We start from the raw sequence: 17,385 nt of genomic DNA on the forward strand, positions 1-17,385 counted from the left end.
CTAATTACAGCAACTCAAAGCTCTGCTGCGTCACGTCCTGGGAGTCCAGGCCGATCTGCACGTTGAACTTGCCAGGCTCGGCCGCGTACTTGAGCTGGGCGTTGTAGAACTTCAGGTCATCCTCGGTGATGGTGAAGTGCACAACCTTCTGCTCGCCGGCCTTGAGCATGATTTTCTGAAAGTTCTTCAGCTCCTTGACCGGACGGATCATCGACCCGGTGACGTCCTGAATGTACAGCTGCACCACGGTTTCGCCGTCACGCTTGCCGGTGTTCTTGACCGTGACACTGGCGTCGAGCTTGCCGGTGGCGTTCAGGGTGGTCGAGGACAGCGCCATGTCGCTCAGGCTGAAATCGGTGTAGCTCAGGCCGAAACCGAACGGGAACAGGGGACCGGTGGTGTCATCGAAGTACTGCGAGGTGTAGTTGCCCGGTTTGCCCGGCGTGAACGGTCGGCCAATGCTCAGGTGGTTGTAGTAGGTCGGGATCTGGCCCACGGAACGCGGGAAGGTCACCGGCAGTTTGCCCGACGGGTTGTAGTCGCCGAACAGCACGTCGGCGATGGCGTTGCCGCCCTCGGTACCGCTGAACCAGGTTTCCAGAATTGCGTCGGCCTGTTCTTTCTCTTCGAGGAGCGTCAGCGGACGGCCGTTCATCAGCACCAGCACCAACGGCTTGCCGGTGGCTTTCAGGGCACGGATCAGCTCACGCTGGTTTTCCGGGATGTTCAGGTCGGTGCGGCTCGACGATTCGTGGGACATGCCACGGGACTCGCCCACCGCTGCAACCACAATATCGGCGTCCTTCGCGGCTTTCACCGCTTCGTCGATCAGCACGTTGGCCGGGCGCGGGTCATCGACCACTTCCGGGGCGTCGAAGTTGAGGAAGTTCAGGTAGTCGAGGACTTTCTTGTCGCTGGTGATGTTGGCGCCACGGGCGTAGATCAGGTTCGCCTTGTCGCCGATGACATTGCTCATGCCGTCGAACAGGGTCACCGATTGCGCCGGACGACCGGCGGCGGCCCAACTGCCCATCATGTCGATCGGGGCCTTGGCCAGCGGGCCGACCAGCGCGATCTTGGCGGTTTTCTTCAGTGGCAACGTTTCGTTCTGGTTCTTCAGCAGCACCAGACTGCGACGCGCCACTTCACGGGCGTCGGCGCGGTGCAGGCGACTGTCGGCGTAGGTGTCTGCCGGATCGTCTTCGGCCTTGCCGATGCGCAGGTACGGATCCTTGAACAGGCCCATGTCGTACTTGGCGGCGAGGACTTCACGCACCGCGTTGTCGATGTCTTTCTGTTCGATCTCGCCGGACTTGAGCAGCCCCGGCAGCTCTTTGCCGTAAAGGGTGTCGTTCATGCTCATGTCGATGCCGGCCTTGATCGCCAGCTTCGCCGCTTCACGCCCGTCGCGGGCCACGCCGTGCTTGATCAGTTCGAAAATCGCGCCGTGGTCGCTGACCGCCAGCCCCTTGAAGCCCCACTCCTTGCGCAGCAGGTCGTTCATCAGCCAGGTGTTGGCGGTGGCCGGGATGCCGTTGATCGAGTTCAGCGCCACCATCACGCCACCGGCGCCGGCATCAATCGCGGCGCGGTACGGTGGCAGGTAGTCCTGGTACATCTTCACCGGGCTCATGTCGACGGTGTTGTAGTCGCGACCGCCCTCGACCGCGCCGTACAGGGCGAAGTGCTTGACGCTGGCCATGATGCTGTCGGCCGCGCTCGGGGTCTCGCCCTGATAGGCCTTGACCATGACTTTGGCGATGCGTGAGGTCAGGTAGGTGTCTTCACCGAAACCTTCGGAGCTGCGGCCCCAGCGCGGGTCGCGGGAGATATCGACCATCGGCGCGAAGGTGATGTCGAGGCTGTCGGCGGCGGCTTCCTTGGCTGCAACGCGCCCGGATCGGCCAATGGCGTCCATGTCCCAGCTCGATGCCAGGGCCAGTGGAATCGGGAAAATCGTACGGTGACCGTGGATCACGTCGTACGCGAAAAACATCGGAATCTTCAGCCGGCTGCGCATGGCCGCGTCCTGCATCGGACGGTTTTCCGGGCGGGTGATCGAGTTGAAGGTGCCACCGATGTTGCCGGCGGCGATCTCCTTGCGGATCAGCTCGCGGGGCATTTCCGGGCCGATGCTGATCAGGCGCAACTGGCCGATCTTCTCGTCGAGGGTCATTTGCTTCATCAGGTTGCTGATGAACGCGTCCTTGTTTTCCAGGGGGACCGGGGTCGTGGCGGCCAGTACTTGATGACTGGCCAGGCTGACGAACAGGCCCAGCAAACACAGCTTCTTCATGAATAGTTTTCTCAAGGGCCTAAACGGCGTTACAACACCGGCCAGCCAAAATGTAGGGAGCGACTATTGTTGTTCGGGTGCTGATTCAGAATACGACAGCCGAATGTACGTCGAACGTCTCGGCGACATGATCGCGCAGGGCCTCTTTTTAGCCCATCGGCCCGCCGCAATCCAGTGGCGGGGCGATTATGCCGCAACCGCCGGCCAAGAATGTTTCGCGATTCATTATTCATGAAATGTGCAAGGGAGCACCCGTCCGATGAATGTAAGTCCCGCCTACCGCTCGCGTTTGCAGGTCGCCACCCTGCTGGTGCTGGCCACGTTGTTGACCGCTTGCGGCATCAACAATATTCCGACCCTCGACGAACAGGCCAAGGCTGCCTGGGGTCAGGTGCAGAACCAGTACCAGCGGCGCGCCGATCTGATCCCCAATCTGGTGGAAACCGTGAAGGGCTATGCCAAACACGAGGAAGCAACCCTGACCGCGGTGATCGAGGCCCGGGCCAAGGCAACGTCGATCCAGGTCGATGCCAGCACCCTCGACAACCCGGAAAAACTCAAGCAGTTCCAGCAGGCGCAGGATCAGCTGACCGGTGCCTTGAGCCGATTGATGGTGGTGTCCGAACGGTATCCGGACCTGAAGGCCAACCAGAACTTCCTCGCCCTGCAATCGCAACTCGAGGGCACGGAAAACCGCATCGCCGTGGCCCGTCGTGATTTCATTCTGGCGGTGCAGAAGTACAACACCGAGATCCGCACCTTTCCCGGTCGCCTGTGGCACAGCGTGATGTACAGCGATCTGCCGATCCGTGAGACCTTCGAAGCCACCAGCCCCGGCGCGGACAAGGCCCCGGAAGTGAAGTTCTGAGCCGGGGATGCCCATGCGTGTGTTGAAGATGGGCCTGGTGCTGATGCTGTGGCTGTTCACCGTCAGCGCCCGGGCCGAATTGACCTTTCCGGCGCTGACCGGGCGGGTGGTGGACGATGCGCAGATGATCGAGCCGTCGGTGCGGGCGCAACTGAGCCAGCAGTTGCAGGCCCACGAACAGGCGACCGGCGAGCAGTTGGTGGTGGTGACGCTGCCGAACCTGCAAGGCGCCACCATCGAGGACTATGGCGTCGAACTCGGCCGGCACTGGGGCATCGGCCAGAAGGACAAAAACAACGGCGCGCTGTTGATCGTCGCCCGTGACGAGCGCAAATTGCGCATCGAAGTCGGCTACGGGCTGGAAGATCGCCTGACCGATGCCCAGAGTTCGGTGATCATCCATCAGGTCATCACGCCGTCGTTCAAGGCCGGCAACTTCAGCAAGGGCATCAGCGACGGTGTGGCGGCGATGCTGGTGGTGCTGGGCGGCAATCCGCTGGACGAACCGTCCACGGTGTATGAGTCGGCTGGCGACCCCGCGGACGATTTCGTCTCGCGCCACCCGGCATTGTTCGTATTTCTGGTGATGTTGTTCATCCTGACTGTTTTTGTCTGCCAGATGCTCGGTATCCTTCCCGCCGGCCGGGGCGGCTCCGGAGGAGGGGGCGGCTTTGGTGGCGGAGGTTTTGGCGGCGGCGGTGGAGGCGGGGGCTTCAGCGGCGGCGGTGGCAGTTTCGGCGGGGGCGGATCCTCCGGCGGCTGGTGATAACAATAATGAGCAGGCACTTCACGACATGGCATTACTGACTGAACACGAACAACGCAAGGTCGCCGAGGCCATCGCCCGGGTCGAGCGCGACACCGACGCCGAACTGGTGACGGTGCTCGCGGCCCGCGCCGACGACTACGCGTACATCCCGCTGCTGTGGGCCAGCCTGCTGGCGCTGGTGGTGCCGGGGATCGTGCATTACCTGACCGGCTGGTTGACGATGCACAGCCTGTTGCTGGTGCAGTGGGGTATTTTCATCGTGCTGTGCCTGGTGTTTCGCCTGCCGAAAATCACCACGCATCTGGTGCCGCGCCGTGTCCGGCACTGGCGCGCGTCGAACCTGGCCCGCCGGCAGTTTCTCGAACAGAACCTGCACCACACGGTGGGCAGCACTGGCATGCTGATTTTTGTCTGTGAGGCTGAGCGGTACGTGGAAATCCTGGTGGATGAAGGGATTTCCAAAAAGCTGGACAACAAGAGCTGGGACTCGATTGTGGCGGCGTTTACCGAGCAGGTGCGGCAGGGACAGACGTTGCAGGGCTTTGTCACGTGTATCGAGGCGTGCGGCGAGTTGCTCAAGGTGCATGTGCCGGTGACGCAGGTGAGGAATGAGTTGCCCAATCGATTGGTGGTGTTGGGGTAGTTTTGGCAGTGTTATAAGACTTGATATCGCAGCCCTCACCCCAGCTCTCTCCCGGAGGGAGAGGGAGCCGATTGGGGAATATTGAGCAGATACACCGACTTGAACGATTGGCTTTGAGTCCATAATCGACTCGATATTTCAGGTCGATGGATAGCGAAAGACATCTCGGTCGGCTCCCTCTCCCCCCGGGAGAGGGCTGGGGTGAGGGCCGCTTTTAAAAGCCGTTCGGTAAATAAGAGCGTGTCCCCAATCCCCATCCCCCCTAAACTAGCGGCCATTCCCGATTTGCCCGTCCGAGGCCGCTTTTTCTCATGTCCGTTACCGCTCCTTCCGCATCCGCCAAACCGGCGCCCGATCACCACGCCCGGTTCATCGAGCTGCTGCAAACCAGCCTCGAACAGAACGGCTTCATCAAACTGGTGCTGGCCAAGTACGTCGGCGAAGAAGCGGACCTGCAGCGGATCATCATCAAACCGGTGACGGTCAAGGCGCAGCCGTGCCTGTCGTTCGTTTATCGCTACAAGACCCGCGACATCACCAAGAATCTGCCGTTGGACGAGGCGCTGGCGACGATTGCCGGGCTGCTGCCGACGGCATTCAAAAATGCGCATTTGCTGGCGCTGACTGACGAAGCCCAGCTCGAATACAGCAAAAAGGGCAAGAGCTCGCTGTTTATGAGCAAACCCCAGCAATTGCGCGAAGTGCCGTCCGCCGAGCACAACCGCGAAAAGAACCGTTTCCTGGATCTGAACCGACCGTTCCTCAAGGACCTGGGCGTGACCAATGCCCAGCACGAGCTGATTCCGGCGATGTCGCGCAAGTGGAAGCAGATCAACAAGTTCATCGAGGTCTTCAGCCACGCGCTGACCTCGTCGCCGCTGGCCCTCGACAAACCGGTGCGGGTGGCGGATTTCGGTTCGGGCAAGGGTTACCTGACGTTCGCGATTCATGACTATCTGCGCAACACCCTGAAGGCCGAGGGCGAAGTCACCGGCGTCGAGCTGCGTGAAGAAATGGTCAATCTGTGCAACGCGGCCGCGGCGAAGCTGGAACATCCGGGGCTGGTGTTCAAATGCGGTGATGTGCGCAGCGTGGCGCCGAGCGAGCTGGACGTGATGATCGCCCTGCATGCCTGCGACATCGCCACCGATTACGCGATCCACACCGGTATCCGCTCCGGCGCCTCGATCATCATGTGCTCGCCGTGCTGCCACAAACAGATCCGCTTGCAGATCCAGAGCCCGGCGCTGCTCAAGCCGATGCTGCAATACGGCTTGCACCTGGGCCAGCAGGCGGAAATGGTTACCGACAGCCTGCGCGCGCTGTTCCTCGAAGCCTGCGGTTACGAGACCAAGGTGTTCGAATTCATCTCGCTGGACCACACCAACAAGAACAAGATGATCCTCGCCGTGAAGCGCGCCGAGCCGGTGGACCCGACTCAGCTGCTGGTGAAGATCCAGGAATTGAAGGCGTTCTACCAGATCAGCGAGCACTGCCTCGAAACCCTGCTGCTCGCTGACGGCCTGCTGAAGCTCAAGGCTTGAGCTGAACCCCGGCGGGTAACGTGCCCGGTTGAGCCGGGCGCACCGCGGTCTTGCGCCCGAGCATCACCGTCGCGATCACGCCGCAGGCGAACAGCCAGGTGATCGGCTCCACGTGTTCGCCGAAGAACAGTGCGGAGAACGCGATGGTGAAGAAGATCTGCAACAACTGGATCTGACTGACCCGGGCAATGCCACCCATGGCCAGCCCGGCGTACCAGGCGAAGAACCCCAGGAACTGCGAAAACAGCGCGACATAACCGAAGGCCCACCAGGTTTTCGCCGACACCGCGCCCTGATGCTGCAACGCCAGGTACATCACCGGGCCGATCAGCAGCGGCGTCGACAGCACCAGCGCCCAGCAGATTACCTGCCAGCCGCCCATCTCCCGGGCCAGCCGCCCGCCCTCGGCGTAACCCAGACCGCCCACTGCAATCGCACCCAACATCAATAAATCCCCGGCCTGAATGCTGCCGGCGCCGGTGTACAACGCATAACCCAGCACCAGCGCACTGCCCAGCGCCGCACAGGCCCAGAAGGCTTTCGACGGACGTTCATGGGACAGCCACGCGGCATACAGCGCCACGCACAGCGGCTGCAAACCGTTGACCAGCGCACCGTGGGACGCCGGCAGGGTCTGCATGGCCCACGCCGACAGCACCGGAAAACCGAGAATCACCCCGGCAATTACCAGACTCAGGCCTTTGACCTGCTTCCAGGTCGGCCACTTCTCCCGTCGCCACAACAGCAGCGCCGCTGCCGGAATCGCCGCGAACAAGGCGCGGCCGAGGCCGTTGAGCAGCGGGTGCAGTTCCTGCACCACGATGCGGGTGAAGGGCAGGGTAAGGCTGAAAATCACAACGCCAAGCAGGCCGAGGGCCATGCCGGTGTTTTCGCGCGAAGACATGAGGGCAAACCGATTCAAAGGTGGCAGGGAGGTGCCTTCATCTAGCCACAAACCACGGCAGTCGGGCTGTTACAGCTGAGCGCAGAGTTATCCATACAGTTTGCGAACGCCATCGCGGTCCTTAGGCTACTGTGAATATTCCTGCGCATTCACCAGAGGAGTCCTGCCCATGGCCGCGAAAAAGATATTGATGCTGGTCGGCGATTACGTCGAAGACTACGAAGTGATGGTGCCGTTCCAGGCCCTGCAAATGGTCGGTCACACCGTGCACGCCGTGTGCCCGGACAAGGTCGCCGGCAAGACCGTGCGCACCGCGATCCATGACTTTGAAGGCGATCAGACCTACAGCGAGAAGCCCGGTCATCAGTTCGCCCTGAACTTCGATTTCGCCAAGGTCGATGCCAAGGATTACGACGCGTTGCTGGTGCCCGGTGGGCGTGCGCCGGAATACCTGCGGCTGAACGAAAAAGTCCTCGAACTGGTGCGTGCTTTCGACAAGGCCGGCAAGCCGATTGCCGCCGTCTGTCACGGTGCGCAACTGCTGGCGGCGGCGGGGATTCTCGAAGGGCGCGAGTGCAGCGCCTATCCGGCCTGTGCCCCGGAAGTACGGCTGGCCGGCGGCACCTACATCGACATCCCGGTCACGGACGGCCATGTCCAGGGCAACCTTGCCACCGCGCCCGCCTGGCCGGCGCACCCGAAATGGCTGGCCGGTTTCCTCGGTTTGCTTGGAACCAAAATCACTCTGTGACACATCGATAAGGAGAAACCCCATGTCCGGATGGTATGAGTTGAGCAAAAGCAGCAACGGCCAGTACAGGTTCGTGCTGAAAGCGGCGAATGCCGAAACCATTCTGACCAGCGAGCTGTACACCAGCCGCACGGCCGCCGAAAACGGCATCGCCTCGGTGCAGACCAACAGCCCGCTGGACGAACGCTACGAGAAAAAATCGACGAAAGACGGCCATCCCTACTTCAACCTCAAGGCGGCCAATCATCAGATCATCGGCAGCAGCGAATCCTATTCATCGGAAGCGGCGTGTGCCAAAGGCATTGCAAGCGTCAAGGCCAACGGGCCGTCCAAGGTGATCAAGGACAAAACCCTGCCGGTGCTTTGAACCACCCATGACGTTCAGTCGCCAAATCCTTGGCGACTGAATTCTGGCTATGTGCCATCATTTCGCTTATCCTCCGCCGCCAATCCAAGGAAGGGGGCGTTGAGATGACTCTTTCGCGGATTTTTTGAACCACTGCCGCCAGAGTTTTCCCACTGATGATCCGCTTTTTCGTTGTCCTGACCCTGCTGCTTGGCTTGAGTGGCTGCTATAGCCTGTCTCCTACAAAAATCGATGATGAACTCGCACCGAGTGCCGATTCCGGCACAGCGTACCTGGTGGGTGTGGTCGGCATCTGGCCGAAAGCGGCCTATGCGGCCCAGGAACAGATGCTGCTGATCCGCAAGCGTGGCAGTGACGAATTCGCCAGCGCGCGCCTGCACAACGAGTTCTATGCCCGCACGGCACGGGACGTGCGCGAGACCGGCCGTGGTATCGGCACGCTGTTCGTGATGCCGCTCAAACCTGGACGCTACGAGATCTACAACGTGCGATTCGATCGCGGCAGATCGGTGTCCTGGAGCCGTGAAGACTTCACCATCGGCATGCAGCTCGAAGCGGGCAAGGCTTATTACATCGGTGACTTCCGCGCCGGCTGCGTGTCCCCCAGCGACAGCACCTGCCTGTTCCTGCACAGCGATCACCTCGAACGCGACGCCGCGCTGGTTCGCGCCGGGTATCCGCAAGTGCCCGGCCTGCAACGACTGGACATGCCGAACCTGTACACCGCCACACCGTTTATTCGTGAAGAGAACGGCACCAGCGCCTCCGTCTACAAAGCCATGCTCTCGGGGAAATTCTGATGCTCATCAAACGTCTGCTTCTGGGCTTGCTTCTGCTGCTCGGCGGTTGCCAGGCCACCCATTCGCTGAAGGCGCCGGACGTCGATTACAGCAGCCAGCAATTGCCGGCCATCAACGTCAGTGTGATCGGCATGCCAAGCTGGATGCTGCGTGACGAATTGCGTCGGCGTGGCACCTTTGAAGAAGTGAAGGCCGGTCGCAGCGAAGACGGCTACAACGTTTTAGTCATTGCCAACAGTGATGTCGGCGGGATTCAGCCGCAGATGCTTCTGAGCGCCTTCACTCTGTTTCTGGTGCCGGTGCCGGTGAGTTTCGACAGCACGGTGGTGTTCAGCCTCAGCCATGGCAAGCAGATACTGGGCGTGTACACCGTGAAGAACCACACCGAATCCTGGCGCGGCGCATTCAACGCCTCGGGCGGTCAGTTCGAACACATGCGCTTGATCAGCGACACGTTCATCGCGCAGATTCTCAAGGATCAGCCGTTCCACCGCGAAGCCATGAAACGCGCCGCCAGCCTCTGATCGACGGCCACAAACAATCCCGCCCGGGGTGAACCGGGCGGGATTTTTTTTCGTTTAGCGCAAGGTGTTCAGCAAGGCCTGCAATTGCGTACGCCCGGCCTCAGCCAGCGGGAACACCGGCAAACGCGGATCGCCGACTTCCAGATCGGTCAGGCGCAGACCGGCCTTGATCGTCGCCGGCAAGCCGCCCTTGAGGATGAAATCCAGCAGCGGCAACTGGCGGTAGAACAGTTCCCGCGCCTTGCCCAGGTTCCCCGCCAGCGAGGCTTCGTACAAGTCCAGGTTGAGCTGCGGGATCAGGTTCGGTGCCGCCGTGCACCAGCCCTTGGCCCCGGCCGCAAAGGCTTCCAGCGCCAGTGGGTTGCAGCCGTTGTAGAACGGCACCCGGCCTTCGCCGAGCAGTTGCAGCTTGTGCATGCGCTGGATGTCGCCGGTGCTCTCCTTGACCATGGTCACGTTTTCCACGCCGTTGACGATCCGCAGGATCAGCTCCACCGACATGTCGGTGCCGCTGGTGGCCGGGTTGTTGTAGAGCATGATCGGCACGCCGATGCTGTCGCCAATGGCGCGGTAGTGGGCGAGGATTTCCGCTTCGGTGAGCTTCCAGTAGGACGTCGGCAGCACCATCACCACGTCGGCGCCATGGGCTTCGGCAAAGCGTGCGCGGCGTACCGCTTTGGCGGTGGTCAGGTCGGACACGCTGACCACGGTCGGCACGCGTTTGGCGACGTGCTTGATGCTGAACTCGGCGACCTGATCCCACTCCGCATCGCTCAGGTAGGCGCCTTCGCCGGTGCTGCCCAGGGGCGCAATGGCGTGGACGCCGCCGGCGATCAGACGGTCGATGGAGCGGCCGAGGGCCGGCAGGTCAACGCCTTCGCCGTTGGCGCCGAACGGGGTGATGGTGTAGCCGATGATGCCGTGAATGTTGGACATGAGAGTGCTCCGCAAGGATGAGGTGTTCAGTTCAGGCAATCGGCGTGCTGACGCAGGTTCTGCCGGGCGTAGTAGTTGAAGGCCGCGGCGTGGCGCTTGGGTTTCGACACCCAGTCATGGGCCTCGCGACCGAGCTCGGGGATGATCGGTTTGATCGTCCCGGCGGCCATCGCCAGCAATTGCAGTTTGGCGGCGCGCTCGATCAGTTGTGCGATGACACAGGCTTCCTCGATGGTCGTCCCGGTGGACAGCTGTCCGTGGTGGGAAAGCAGGATCGCCCGTTTGTCGCCCAACGCCCCGGCAATCAGTTCGCCTTCTTCGTTGCCCACCGGCACACCCGGCCAGCCTTCGAGGAACGCACAATCGTCGTACAGCGGGCACAAATCCATGTGGGAAATCTGCAGCGGTACTTCCAGCATCGACAGCGCGGCAATGTGCGTCGGGTGAGTGTGGATGATGCAGTTCACGTCCGGCCGGGCGCGGTAAACCCAGCTGTGGAAACGGTTGGCCGGGTTGGCCATGCCGTGGCCTTCGAGCACTTCCAGGTCTTCGTTGACCAGCAGCAGATTGCTCGCGGTGATTTCGTCAAAACCCAGGCCCAGTTGCTGAGTGTAGTAAGTGCCCGGCTGCGGGCCACGGGCGGTGATCTGCCCGGCGAGGCCCGAATCGTGGCCGTTCTCGAACAGGATCCGGCAGGTCAGGGCCAGCTTTTGCCGGTCCGTCCACGTATTATCCGCCAGGGTTTTTTGCATCTGGGTCAGTGCTTGCTTGACCAGTTCGTCTTTGGGTAGTGCTAATGTCTTCGCCATATCCGTGTCCTGTGGTGGTTGCCATGGATGACACTTACGAGGCTATATGACACTTTGTGTCATTGACAAGGACAAATCGTCTTTCCTTTGGTGGATTAATCGCTTCGCATGTCTATCCGTTTGAAATTATTGAGAAAAAAACTTGGCGTAACCCTTGAGGCGCTGGCCGAGAAATCCGGCATGACCAAGAGTTACCTGTCGAAGGTCGAGCGCGGGTTGAACACGCCGTCGATTGCCGCCGCGCTGAAACTGGCCAAGGCGCTGAATGTGAAAGTCGAGGAGCTGTTCTCCGAAGACAACGTCAGCCTCGACGGCTACAGCCTGGTGCGCAGCCACGAACGCCAGTCGCTGGCGGCCAACGACCACAGCCCCGGCTATGCGGTGTTGGCCCATCAGGTCAGCGAACGCAGCCTGCTGCCGTTCATCATTTATCCGCCGAGCGAATTCACCGACAAAACCTTCAAGGAACACTTGGGCGAGGAGTTCCTGTTCGTCCACGAAGGCCGGGTCGAAGTGGACTTCGTGAACGAAAGGGTGCTGCTGGAACGGGGCGATGCGCTGCACTTCAATGCGCAGAAACCCCATCGCATCCGCTCAGTGGGCGAGGTGCAGGCGCAGTTGCTGGTGGTGGTGCACAGCAGCGAGGAGTGATCAGACCTCGACCGGCACCGACAGCTTCGGGTTGCCCAGCGCGTGGCTCTTGGAATCAAAGAAGCGCAACGCGACGCCCGTGCCCTCAAACACCTTGGCGTAGTGGCGTTTCTGGTGCTGGATGAACGCCGCGCTGCGCGGGTAGATCGAGATCGCCACGGTCTTCGGTTTCGCCAGACGCAGGGCGCGTACAAGGTGGCTGTCCTGTTCGCCGAGGGCGTGGCCGAAGATGCACAGGTTGTCGCCGTGTTCGAGTAACTGGTCGTAGCAGAACGACAGATAATCGGAACTGCGGATGGTCTTGAGCTTGTCGGCGCTCGGCCCTTCGTTGACGAACAGCGGTACGTCGTCGAGCGTCTTGATCGTGTTGTTGATCGCGAAACTGCCGAGCAGCGTGCCCTCGGTGGCGGTCAGTTTGCGTGCGGTACCGTCCTGGTTGCGCACCAGATGCAGGCCTCCATGCAGGTACAGCAGACGCGGTTTTTCAGTGTGGCTTTCGCACAGATCGAAACTGGCGTCGGGGCCGTTGAACAGGTCGTCGATGACCTCGCCCTGATGTTGCAGGGCCCAGTAATTGAGCAAGTCGTAATTGGTGGTGAACACCGTGCGATAACTTGCCAGCTCGCTGTTCAGGGTTGCCAGGGTCGACGCTTCGATCAGCCGCCACGGGATGTGTACCGCGTGCACGGTGTTGATCAGCGCTTCCTTGATCGCGTAGTAGCGGTTACGCGGCGCGGCCGAGCTGACGGCCAGCGCCTTGTTGACCCGACTGGTGGTTTTCAGCGCGCCGAGCACCTGCTCGAAACTGCGCGTCTGCATGGCGTCGAACACGCTCAGCTCCGACGGGCTCAGGGGCTTTTCTTCTACTGTGCGGGCGTTTTCGAATAGCGAGTCGTAGCCGAAATCGTCCCACACCGCACGACTGGCGCCGTTGCCCAGCAGCAGGCCACTGAATTCGGTGGTGGCGCGCAACGTGGTCCAGTCTTCGAGGGTGGCGTCGACATCCAGAAAATCGGTCATTGCAGGGCACGTCTCAAAACAAAGGGGCAGATGGACGGCGACTTTATCACGAGCGGGCATTGAGCCAGATCAACATCCACCGTGACCGATCGGTCGATCCTTTGCGCACCCGCCGAATTGCAAGCACCGATTCGGCCCCAGCCAGGAGACGCGCCATGAGCAGCACCTTTTTCATTCCCGCGGTAAACATCATGGGCAGCGGCTGCCTCGATGAAGCCATGAATGCGATCCGCAACTACGGTTTTCGCAAGGCGCTGATTGTCACCGATGCCGGGCTGGCCAAGGCCGGCGTGGCGTCGATGATTGCCGAGAAACTGGCGATGCAGGACATCGATTCGGTGGTCTTCGACGGCGCCAAACCCAATCCGAGCATCGCCAACGTTGAGTCAGGACTGGCGCTGCTCAAGGAGAGTCGCTGCGATTTCGTGGTGTCCCTCGGCGGCGGTTCGCCCCACGACTGCGCCAAGGGCATCGCCCTGTGCGCGACCAACGGCGGGCAGATCCGTGACTACGAAGGCGTCGATCAATCGACCAAGCCACAACTGCCGCTGATCGCCATCAACACCACCGCCGGCACCGCCAGCGAGATGACCCGGTTCTGCATCATCACCGACGAAACCCGCCACGTGAAAATGGCCATCGTCGACCGTAATGTCACGCCGCTGCTGTCGGTCAACGACCCGGCGCTGATGGTTGCCATGCCGAAAAGCCTGACTGCTGCCACCGGCATGGATGCGCTGACTCACGCGATCGAAGCCTACGTGTCCACCGCCGCCAACCCGATCACTGACGCCTGCGCACTCAAGGCCATGACCCTGATCAGCAACAACCTGCGCCTGGCCGTGCGCGACGGCAGCGACCTGGCGGCGCGGGAAAACATGGCGTATGCGCAGTTCCTCGCCGGCATGGCGTTCAACAATGCCTCCCTTGGCTACGTGCATGCGATGGCGCACCAGTTGGGCGGTTTCTATGACTTGCCCCACGGTGTTTGCAACGCGGTGCTGCTGCCCCATGTGCAGACGTTCAACGCACAGGTCTGTGCCGGTCGTCTGACCGATGTGGCCCACGCCATGGGCGCCGACATTCGTGGCTTTAGCCCGGAAGAGGGCGCCAAAGCCGCGATCGATGCGATTCGTTGCCTGGCCAGGGATGTGGAGATTCCCGGCGGCCTGCGTGACCTGGGCGCCAAATGCACCGACATCCCGGTGCTCGCCGCCAACGCCCTGAAAGACGCCTGCGGCTTCACCAATCCGCGCGCGGCGGATCAGCGGCAGATCGAGGAGATTTTCCGCAGCGCGTTCTGAGGCGGGCGCGAGGCGGGCGAACAACGTTATGCTGAGTGTTCGTCCGCGCTGCCCTCGCCGAGTCCTGCATGCTGCAAAAAAGCCTGATCCGCCGCCTCGACCTGATCACCCTGCAATTGTTCGTCGCCGTCCACGAGGAAGGCACGTTGACTCGTGCCGCCTCCCGCGAGGCGATTGCCGTGTCGGCGGCGAGCAAGCGTTTGATGGAACTGGAGGAAGCGCTGGGCATCAGCCTGTTCGTGCGCCAGGCCAAGGGCATGACCCTGACCCCGGCCGGCGAAACCCTGTTGCACCACGCTCGGCAGATGTTGTTCAACGTCGAGAAAATGGGCCTCGAACTGGGCGAGCACAGCCACGGTGTGCGCGGCTATGTGCGGATGCTGGCGAACCTGTCGGCGATCATTCAGTTTCTCCCCGAAGACCTGCGCGATTTCACTGCGCAACAGCCGCAGGTCAAGACCGATCTGGAAGAGCGGCCCAGCGCCGGCGTGGTTCAGGGCGTGCTCGATGGCGTGGCGGATCTGGGCATCTGTTCCAGTGACAGCGACATCAAAGGCCTGCACAGCGTGCGCTATCGCCGGGACAAACTGGTGGTGGTGATGCTGCCCGAGCATCCGTTGGCGGTGCGCGAATCCGTGGCGTTCAGTGAAACCCTCGACAGCGATTACGTCGGTCTGCACGCCGCCAGTTCGATCAATATGCGCACCCACGCTGCCGCGCGGCAGGCCGGCAAGGTGTTGCGCATCCGCATTCATGTGCCGGGCTTCGATGCCGTGTGCCGGATGGTGCAGGCCAACATGGGCATCGGCATCCTGCCGCAGCGGGCTTATGAGTTGTTCGGTCGGGCGCTGGGACTTCAGGCGGTGCCGCTGACCGATGGCTGGTCGGATCGTGACTTGCTCGTGGTGGTGCGTGACGAGGCCGGGCTGTCGCCGGTGAGCCGGATCCTGTTCGAGCATTTGCGCGCAGCCAGCTGAGCGTTCGCGTTTGGCGAACGGCCGTTGCCGAGTGACGGCTGGATCGCGCCCATGACGTTCCTCTAGCCTTGGCCGCAATTCCAAGAACAAGAGGTACCCCGCGATGACTGCCCCTTTGAGTGCGATCAAAGTGATCGAAATCGGCACCCTGATCGCTGCGCCGTTTGCCGCGCGCATGCTTGCCGAATTCGGCGCCGAAGTGATCAAGATCGAAGCCATGGGTCAGGGCGACCCGCTGCGCAAATGGCGCAAGCTGCACGAAGGAACGTCGCTGTGGTGGTACCTGCAATCGCGCAACAAGAAATCCCTGGCGCTCAATCTGAAATCCGCCGAAGGCATCGAGCTGGTCAAGCAACTGGCGCGCGATGCCGACGTGATCATCGAAAACCTGCGCCCCGGCGCCCTGGAAAAACTCGGCCTGGGCTGGGACGTGCTGCACGCCCTGAACCCCAACCTGACCTTGGTGCGCATTTCCGGCTACGGCCAGACCGGCCCTTACCGGGACCGCCCCGGCTTCGGTGCGATCGGCGAGGCCATGGGTGGCATTCGCTACACCACCGGCACTCCCGGTTCACCGCCGGCGCGGGTCGGCGTCAGCCTCGGCGATTCGCTGGCTTCATTGCACGCGGTGATCGGGGCACTGATGTCGCTGCTGCGGGTCAAGACCGGGCAGGGCGGCGGGCAGATTGTCGATGTGTCGCTGGCCGAAAGCGTGTTCAACGTCATGGAAAGCCTGGTACCGGAATACGACATGCTCGGCCATGTCCGCGAACGCAGTGGCGGCGCGTTGCCGGGCATCGCACCTTCCAATACTTACCTCACGGCTGACGGCGCCTACGTGGTGATCGCCGGCAACAGCGACCCGATCTACAAGCGCCTGATGCAGGTCATCGGTCGGGATGACCTGGCCGAAGCCGAAGAATTCGCCCACAACGACGGCCGCGCCGCGAAAAGTGGACTGCTCGACGCCGCCATCACCCACTGGACGAGCAGCCTGCCGATCAATGACGTACTGGCGGCGCTGGAAGCCGCCGAAGTGCCGGCCGGCCGCATCTACTCGGTGGCCGACATCGTTGCCGATCCGCACTATCAGGCCCGGGACATGTTGCTTGACGCCGCGTTGCCCGGCGGGGCGACCGTGAAGATGCCGGGCATCGTGCCCAAACTCTCGGAAACCCCCGGTGGTGTGAACTGGTCGGGGCCCGGCCTCGGTCAGCACACCGATGGCATCCTCGCCGGTCTCGGCCTGACCGCTTCTGACATCGAACGCCTGAAAAGCCAGGGGGTGGTGCAATGATCAGCGATTACTCGCAGACCCTGATCGTCCAGGAAGTCTCGCCCCGGGACGGCCTGCAGATCGAGCCGACCTGGGTCGAGACCGAAGACAAGATCGCCCTGATCGATCAACTGTCCCGGGCCGGATTCAGCCGCATCGAGGCCGGCTCGTTTGTCTCGCCGAAAGCGATCCCGGCCCTGCGCGATGGCGAGCAGGTGTTCAAGGGTATCCAGCGTCAGCCGGGGGTGATTTACGTCGCGCTGATTCCCAACCTCAAGGGTGCGCAACGGGCACTGGAGGCTGGCGCCGATGAACTGAACCTGGTGATGTCCGCCAGCCAGACCCACAACCTGGCGAACATGCGCATGCGTTGCGAAGCTTCGCTGGCGGCGTTTGGCGAGATCGTGAGCTTCGCCAGCGGCTCGGGCGTGCGGCTCAACGGCAGTATCGCGACGACTTTCGGTTGTCCGTTTGAGGGCAGGATTGACGAGGAGCGCGTGCTGCAAATCGTCGAGGCCTATCAACAGCTCGGTATTCAGGGCATCACCCTGGCCGACACCACCGGCATGGCCAATCCGCGACAGGTCGACCGACTGGTGCGGCGGGTGTTGCAGCGGGTTTCGGCGGCGGATCTGACCCTGCACTTTCACAACACCCGAGGCCTGGGATTGTGCAACGTGCTGGCGGCTTACGAAGCGGGCGCCCGGCGTTTCGACGCGGCATTGGGCGGGCTCGGCGGTTGCCCGTTTGCACCCGGCGCCTCGGGCAACATCTGCACCGAAGACCTGGTCAACCTCTGCGATGAAGTCGGCATTCACACCGGCATCGATCTGCCTTTGCTGCTGAAACTGTCCCGTGGCTTGCCCGCGCTGCTGGGCCACGACGTGCCGGGGCAACTGGCCAAGGCCGGACGCAATTGCGATCTGCACCCGATCCCCACCTGATG

19 protein-coding genes are annotated in these 17,385 nt (G+C 61.9%); 14 read left to right on the forward strand and 5 right to left on the reverse strand.

Annotated features, from left to right (window positions below; all coding sequences use genetic code 11):
- Positions 1-4: 4 nt before the first annotated feature.
- Complete coding sequence (gene bglX / locus QLG12_RS16670; protein WP_197868630.1) at positions 5-2,296, reverse strand: beta-glucosidase BglX; 2,292 nt, start codon at positions 2,294-2,296, stop codon at positions 5-7.
- Between bglX and QLG12_RS16675 the strand changes: the two genes are divergently transcribed.
- The 5 genes from QLG12_RS16675 to QLG12_RS16695 all read left to right on the forward strand — a co-directional run bounded on the left by QLG12_RS16675 (position 2,295) and on the right by QLG12_RS16695 (position 6,120).
- On the forward strand, positions 2,295-2,531 hold the full coding sequence (locus QLG12_RS16675) for a hypothetical protein (RefSeq protein ID WP_197868629.1): 237 nt from the start codon (positions 2,295-2,297) through the stop codon (positions 2,529-2,531). The genes bglX and QLG12_RS16675 overlap by 2 nt on opposite strands.
- Positions 2,532-2,555: 24 nt before the next feature.
- The gene (locus QLG12_RS16680; RefSeq protein WP_197868628.1) at positions 2,556-3,164 is read left to right on the forward strand and encodes a LemA family protein; all 609 of its coding nucleotides are present in this window, start codon (positions 2,556-2,558) and stop codon (positions 3,162-3,164) included.
- 13 nt (positions 3,165-3,177) lie between these two features.
- Positions 3,178-3,930, forward strand: a complete 753-nt coding sequence (locus tag QLG12_RS16685; RefSeq protein WP_197868627.1) for a TPM domain-containing protein — start codon at positions 3,178-3,180, stop codon at positions 3,928-3,930.
- A gap of 28 nt (positions 3,931-3,958) precedes the next feature.
- Positions 3,959-4,576 carry a TPM domain-containing protein gene (locus QLG12_RS16690; protein ID WP_197868626.1) on the forward strand — a complete coding sequence of 206 codons (618 nt, stop codon included), beginning with the start codon at positions 3,959-3,961 and terminating at the stop codon, positions 4,574-4,576.
- Positions 4,577-4,887: 311 nt separating this feature from the next.
- Positions 4,888-6,120 carry an SAM-dependent methyltransferase gene (locus QLG12_RS16695; RefSeq protein WP_236195362.1) on the forward strand — a complete coding sequence of 411 codons (1,233 nt, stop codon included), beginning with the start codon at positions 4,888-4,890 and terminating at the stop codon, positions 6,118-6,120.
- On the opposite strand, the gene QLG12_RS16700 is transcribed toward QLG12_RS16695, so the two are convergent.
- Positions 6,110-7,024 (reverse strand): DMT family transporter, encoded by a 915-nt coding sequence (locus QLG12_RS16700; RefSeq protein ID WP_282474925.1) that lies wholly within the window; start codon positions 7,022-7,024, stop codon positions 6,110-6,112. The two genes, QLG12_RS16695 and QLG12_RS16700, sit on opposite strands and share 11 nt — an antisense overlap.
- Before the next feature lie 169 nt (positions 7,025-7,193).
- Here QLG12_RS16700 and QLG12_RS16705 point away from each other — a divergent pair, with 169 nt between their 5' ends.
- From QLG12_RS16705 to QLG12_RS16720, 4 genes are all read left to right on the forward strand, one after another.
- Positions 7,194-7,775 carry a DJ-1/PfpI family protein gene (locus QLG12_RS16705; RefSeq protein ID WP_197868624.1) on the forward strand — a complete coding sequence of 194 codons (582 nt, stop codon included), beginning with the start codon at positions 7,194-7,196 and terminating at the stop codon, positions 7,773-7,775.
- A 22-nt stretch (positions 7,776-7,797) separates the two neighbouring features.
- Positions 7,798-8,142, forward strand: coding sequence for a YegP family protein (locus QLG12_RS16710; RefSeq protein WP_197868623.1), 345 nt, complete (start codon positions 7,798-7,800; stop codon positions 8,140-8,142).
- Positions 8,143-8,297: 155 nt separating this feature from the next.
- On the forward strand, positions 8,298-8,942 hold the full coding sequence (locus QLG12_RS16715) for a hypothetical protein (RefSeq protein ID WP_197868622.1): 645 nt from the start codon (positions 8,298-8,300) through the stop codon (positions 8,940-8,942).
- Positions 8,942-9,466, forward strand: coding sequence for a hypothetical protein (locus QLG12_RS16720; protein WP_064383015.1), 525 nt, complete (start codon positions 8,942-8,944; stop codon positions 9,464-9,466). The genes QLG12_RS16715 and QLG12_RS16720 overlap by 1 nt, the downstream gene beginning before the upstream one ends.
- A gap of 54 nt (positions 9,467-9,520) precedes the next feature.
- On the opposite strand, the gene QLG12_RS16725 is transcribed toward QLG12_RS16720, so the two are convergent.
- Positions 9,521-10,402 carry a dihydrodipicolinate synthase family protein gene (locus QLG12_RS16725; protein ID WP_282474926.1) on the reverse strand — a complete coding sequence of 294 codons (882 nt, stop codon included), beginning with the start codon at positions 10,400-10,402 and terminating at the stop codon, positions 9,521-9,523.
- 26 nt (positions 10,403-10,428) lie between these two features.
- Positions 10,429-11,211: an aldolase gene (locus QLG12_RS16730; RefSeq protein WP_064594034.1), complete on the reverse strand. Its 783-nt coding sequence runs from the start codon at positions 11,209-11,211 to the stop codon at positions 10,429-10,431.
- Positions 11,212-11,319: 108 nt separating this feature from the next.
- Between QLG12_RS16730 and QLG12_RS16735 the strand changes: the two genes are divergently transcribed.
- Positions 11,320-11,862 (forward strand): XRE family transcriptional regulator, encoded by a 543-nt coding sequence (locus tag QLG12_RS16735; RefSeq protein ID WP_011332854.1) that lies wholly within the window; start codon positions 11,320-11,322, stop codon positions 11,860-11,862.
- Here the strand turns inward: QLG12_RS16735 and QLG12_RS16740 are convergent, their stop codons facing one another.
- Entirely contained in the window at positions 11,863-12,882 is a 1,020-nt protein-coding gene (locus tag QLG12_RS16740) for a DUF4917 family protein (protein WP_282474927.1), read from the reverse strand.
- 155 nt (positions 12,883-13,037) lie between these two features.
- Here QLG12_RS16740 and yiaY point away from each other — a divergent pair, with 155 nt between their 5' ends.
- The 4 genes from yiaY to QLG12_RS16760 all read left to right on the forward strand — a co-directional run bounded on the left by yiaY (position 13,038) and on the right by QLG12_RS16760 (position 17,383).
- The gene (gene yiaY, locus QLG12_RS16745) at positions 13,038-14,186 is read left to right on the forward strand and encodes an L-threonine dehydrogenase (protein WP_236195357.1); all 1,149 of its coding nucleotides are present in this window, start codon (positions 13,038-13,040) and stop codon (positions 14,184-14,186) included.
- Positions 14,187-14,254: 68 nt separating this feature from the next.
- On the forward strand, positions 14,255-15,163 hold the full coding sequence (locus QLG12_RS16750; RefSeq protein WP_197868618.1) for a LysR family transcriptional regulator: 909 nt from the start codon (positions 14,255-14,257) through the stop codon (positions 15,161-15,163).
- Positions 15,164-15,266: 103 nt separating this feature from the next.
- A complete protein-coding gene (locus QLG12_RS16755; RefSeq protein WP_236195356.1) occupies positions 15,267-16,460 on the forward strand; it encodes a CaiB/BaiF CoA-transferase family protein in 1,194 nt (397 codons plus the stop codon).
- Positions 16,457-17,383 carry a hydroxymethylglutaryl-CoA lyase gene (locus QLG12_RS16760; protein WP_282474928.1) on the forward strand — a complete coding sequence of 309 codons (927 nt, stop codon included), beginning with the start codon at positions 16,457-16,459 and terminating at the stop codon, positions 17,381-17,383. The genes QLG12_RS16755 and QLG12_RS16760 overlap by 4 nt, the downstream gene beginning before the upstream one ends.
- The last annotated feature ends 2 nt before the right edge of the window (positions 17,384-17,385 follow it).

The organism is Pseudomonas sp. V88_4 (assembly GCF_029967985.1).
Taxonomy (GTDB): Bacteria; Pseudomonadota; Gammaproteobacteria; order Pseudomonadales; family Pseudomonadaceae; genus Aquipseudomonas; species Aquipseudomonas glycinae.

Coding starts and splice junctions, on each gene's coding strand:
- QLG12_RS16675 (WP_197868629.1), top strand. CDS start 2,295: ATGAATAGTTTTCTCAAGGGCCTAAACGGCGTTACAACACCGGCCAGC.
- QLG12_RS16735 (WP_011332854.1), top strand. CDS start 11,320: ATGTCTATCCGTTTGAAATTATTGAGAAAAAAACTTGGCGTAACCCTT.
- QLG12_RS16760 (WP_282474928.1), top strand. CDS start 16,457: ATGATCAGCGATTACTCGCAGACCCTGATCGTCCAGGAAGTCTCGCCC.
- yiaY (WP_236195357.1), top strand. CDS start 13,038: ATGAGCAGCACCTTTTTCATTCCCGCGGTAAACATCATGGGCAGCGGC.
- QLG12_RS16740 (WP_282474927.1), bottom strand. CDS start 12,882: ATGACCGATTTTCTGGATGTCGACGCCACCCTCGAAGACTGGACCACG.
- QLG12_RS16710 (WP_197868623.1), top strand. CDS start 7,798: ATGTCCGGATGGTATGAGTTGAGCAAAAGCAGCAACGGCCAGTACAGG.
- QLG12_RS16750 (WP_197868618.1), top strand. CDS start 14,255: ATGCTGCAAAAAAGCCTGATCCGCCGCCTCGACCTGATCACCCTGCAA.
- QLG12_RS16685 (WP_197868627.1), top strand. CDS start 3,178: ATGCGTGTGTTGAAGATGGGCCTGGTGCTGATGCTGTGGCTGTTCACC.
- QLG12_RS16695 (WP_236195362.1), top strand. CDS start 4,888: ATGTCCGTTACCGCTCCTTCCGCATCCGCCAAACCGGCGCCCGATCAC.
- QLG12_RS16690 (WP_197868626.1), top strand. CDS start 3,959: ATGGCATTACTGACTGAACACGAACAACGCAAGGTCGCCGAGGCCATC.
- QLG12_RS16705 (WP_197868624.1), top strand. CDS start 7,194: ATGGCCGCGAAAAAGATATTGATGCTGGTCGGCGATTACGTCGAAGAC.
- QLG12_RS16725 (WP_282474926.1), bottom strand. CDS start 10,402: ATGTCCAACATTCACGGCATCATCGGCTACACCATCACCCCGTTCGGC.
- QLG12_RS16715 (WP_197868622.1), top strand. CDS start 8,298: ATGATCCGCTTTTTCGTTGTCCTGACCCTGCTGCTTGGCTTGAGTGGC.
- QLG12_RS16680 (WP_197868628.1), top strand. CDS start 2,556: ATGAATGTAAGTCCCGCCTACCGCTCGCGTTTGCAGGTCGCCACCCTG.
- bglX (WP_197868630.1), bottom strand. CDS start 2,296: ATGAAGAAGCTGTGTTTGCTGGGCCTGTTCGTCAGCCTGGCCAGTCAT.
- QLG12_RS16730 (WP_064594034.1), bottom strand. CDS start 11,211: ATGGCGAAGACATTAGCACTACCCAAAGACGAACTGGTCAAGCAAGCA.
- QLG12_RS16700 (WP_282474925.1), bottom strand. CDS start 7,024: ATGTCTTCGCGCGAAAACACCGGCATGGCCCTCGGCCTGCTTGGCGTT.
- QLG12_RS16755 (WP_236195356.1), top strand. CDS start 15,267: ATGACTGCCCCTTTGAGTGCGATCAAAGTGATCGAAATCGGCACCCTG.
- QLG12_RS16720 (WP_064383015.1), top strand. CDS start 8,942: ATGCTCATCAAACGTCTGCTTCTGGGCTTGCTTCTGCTGCTCGGCGGT.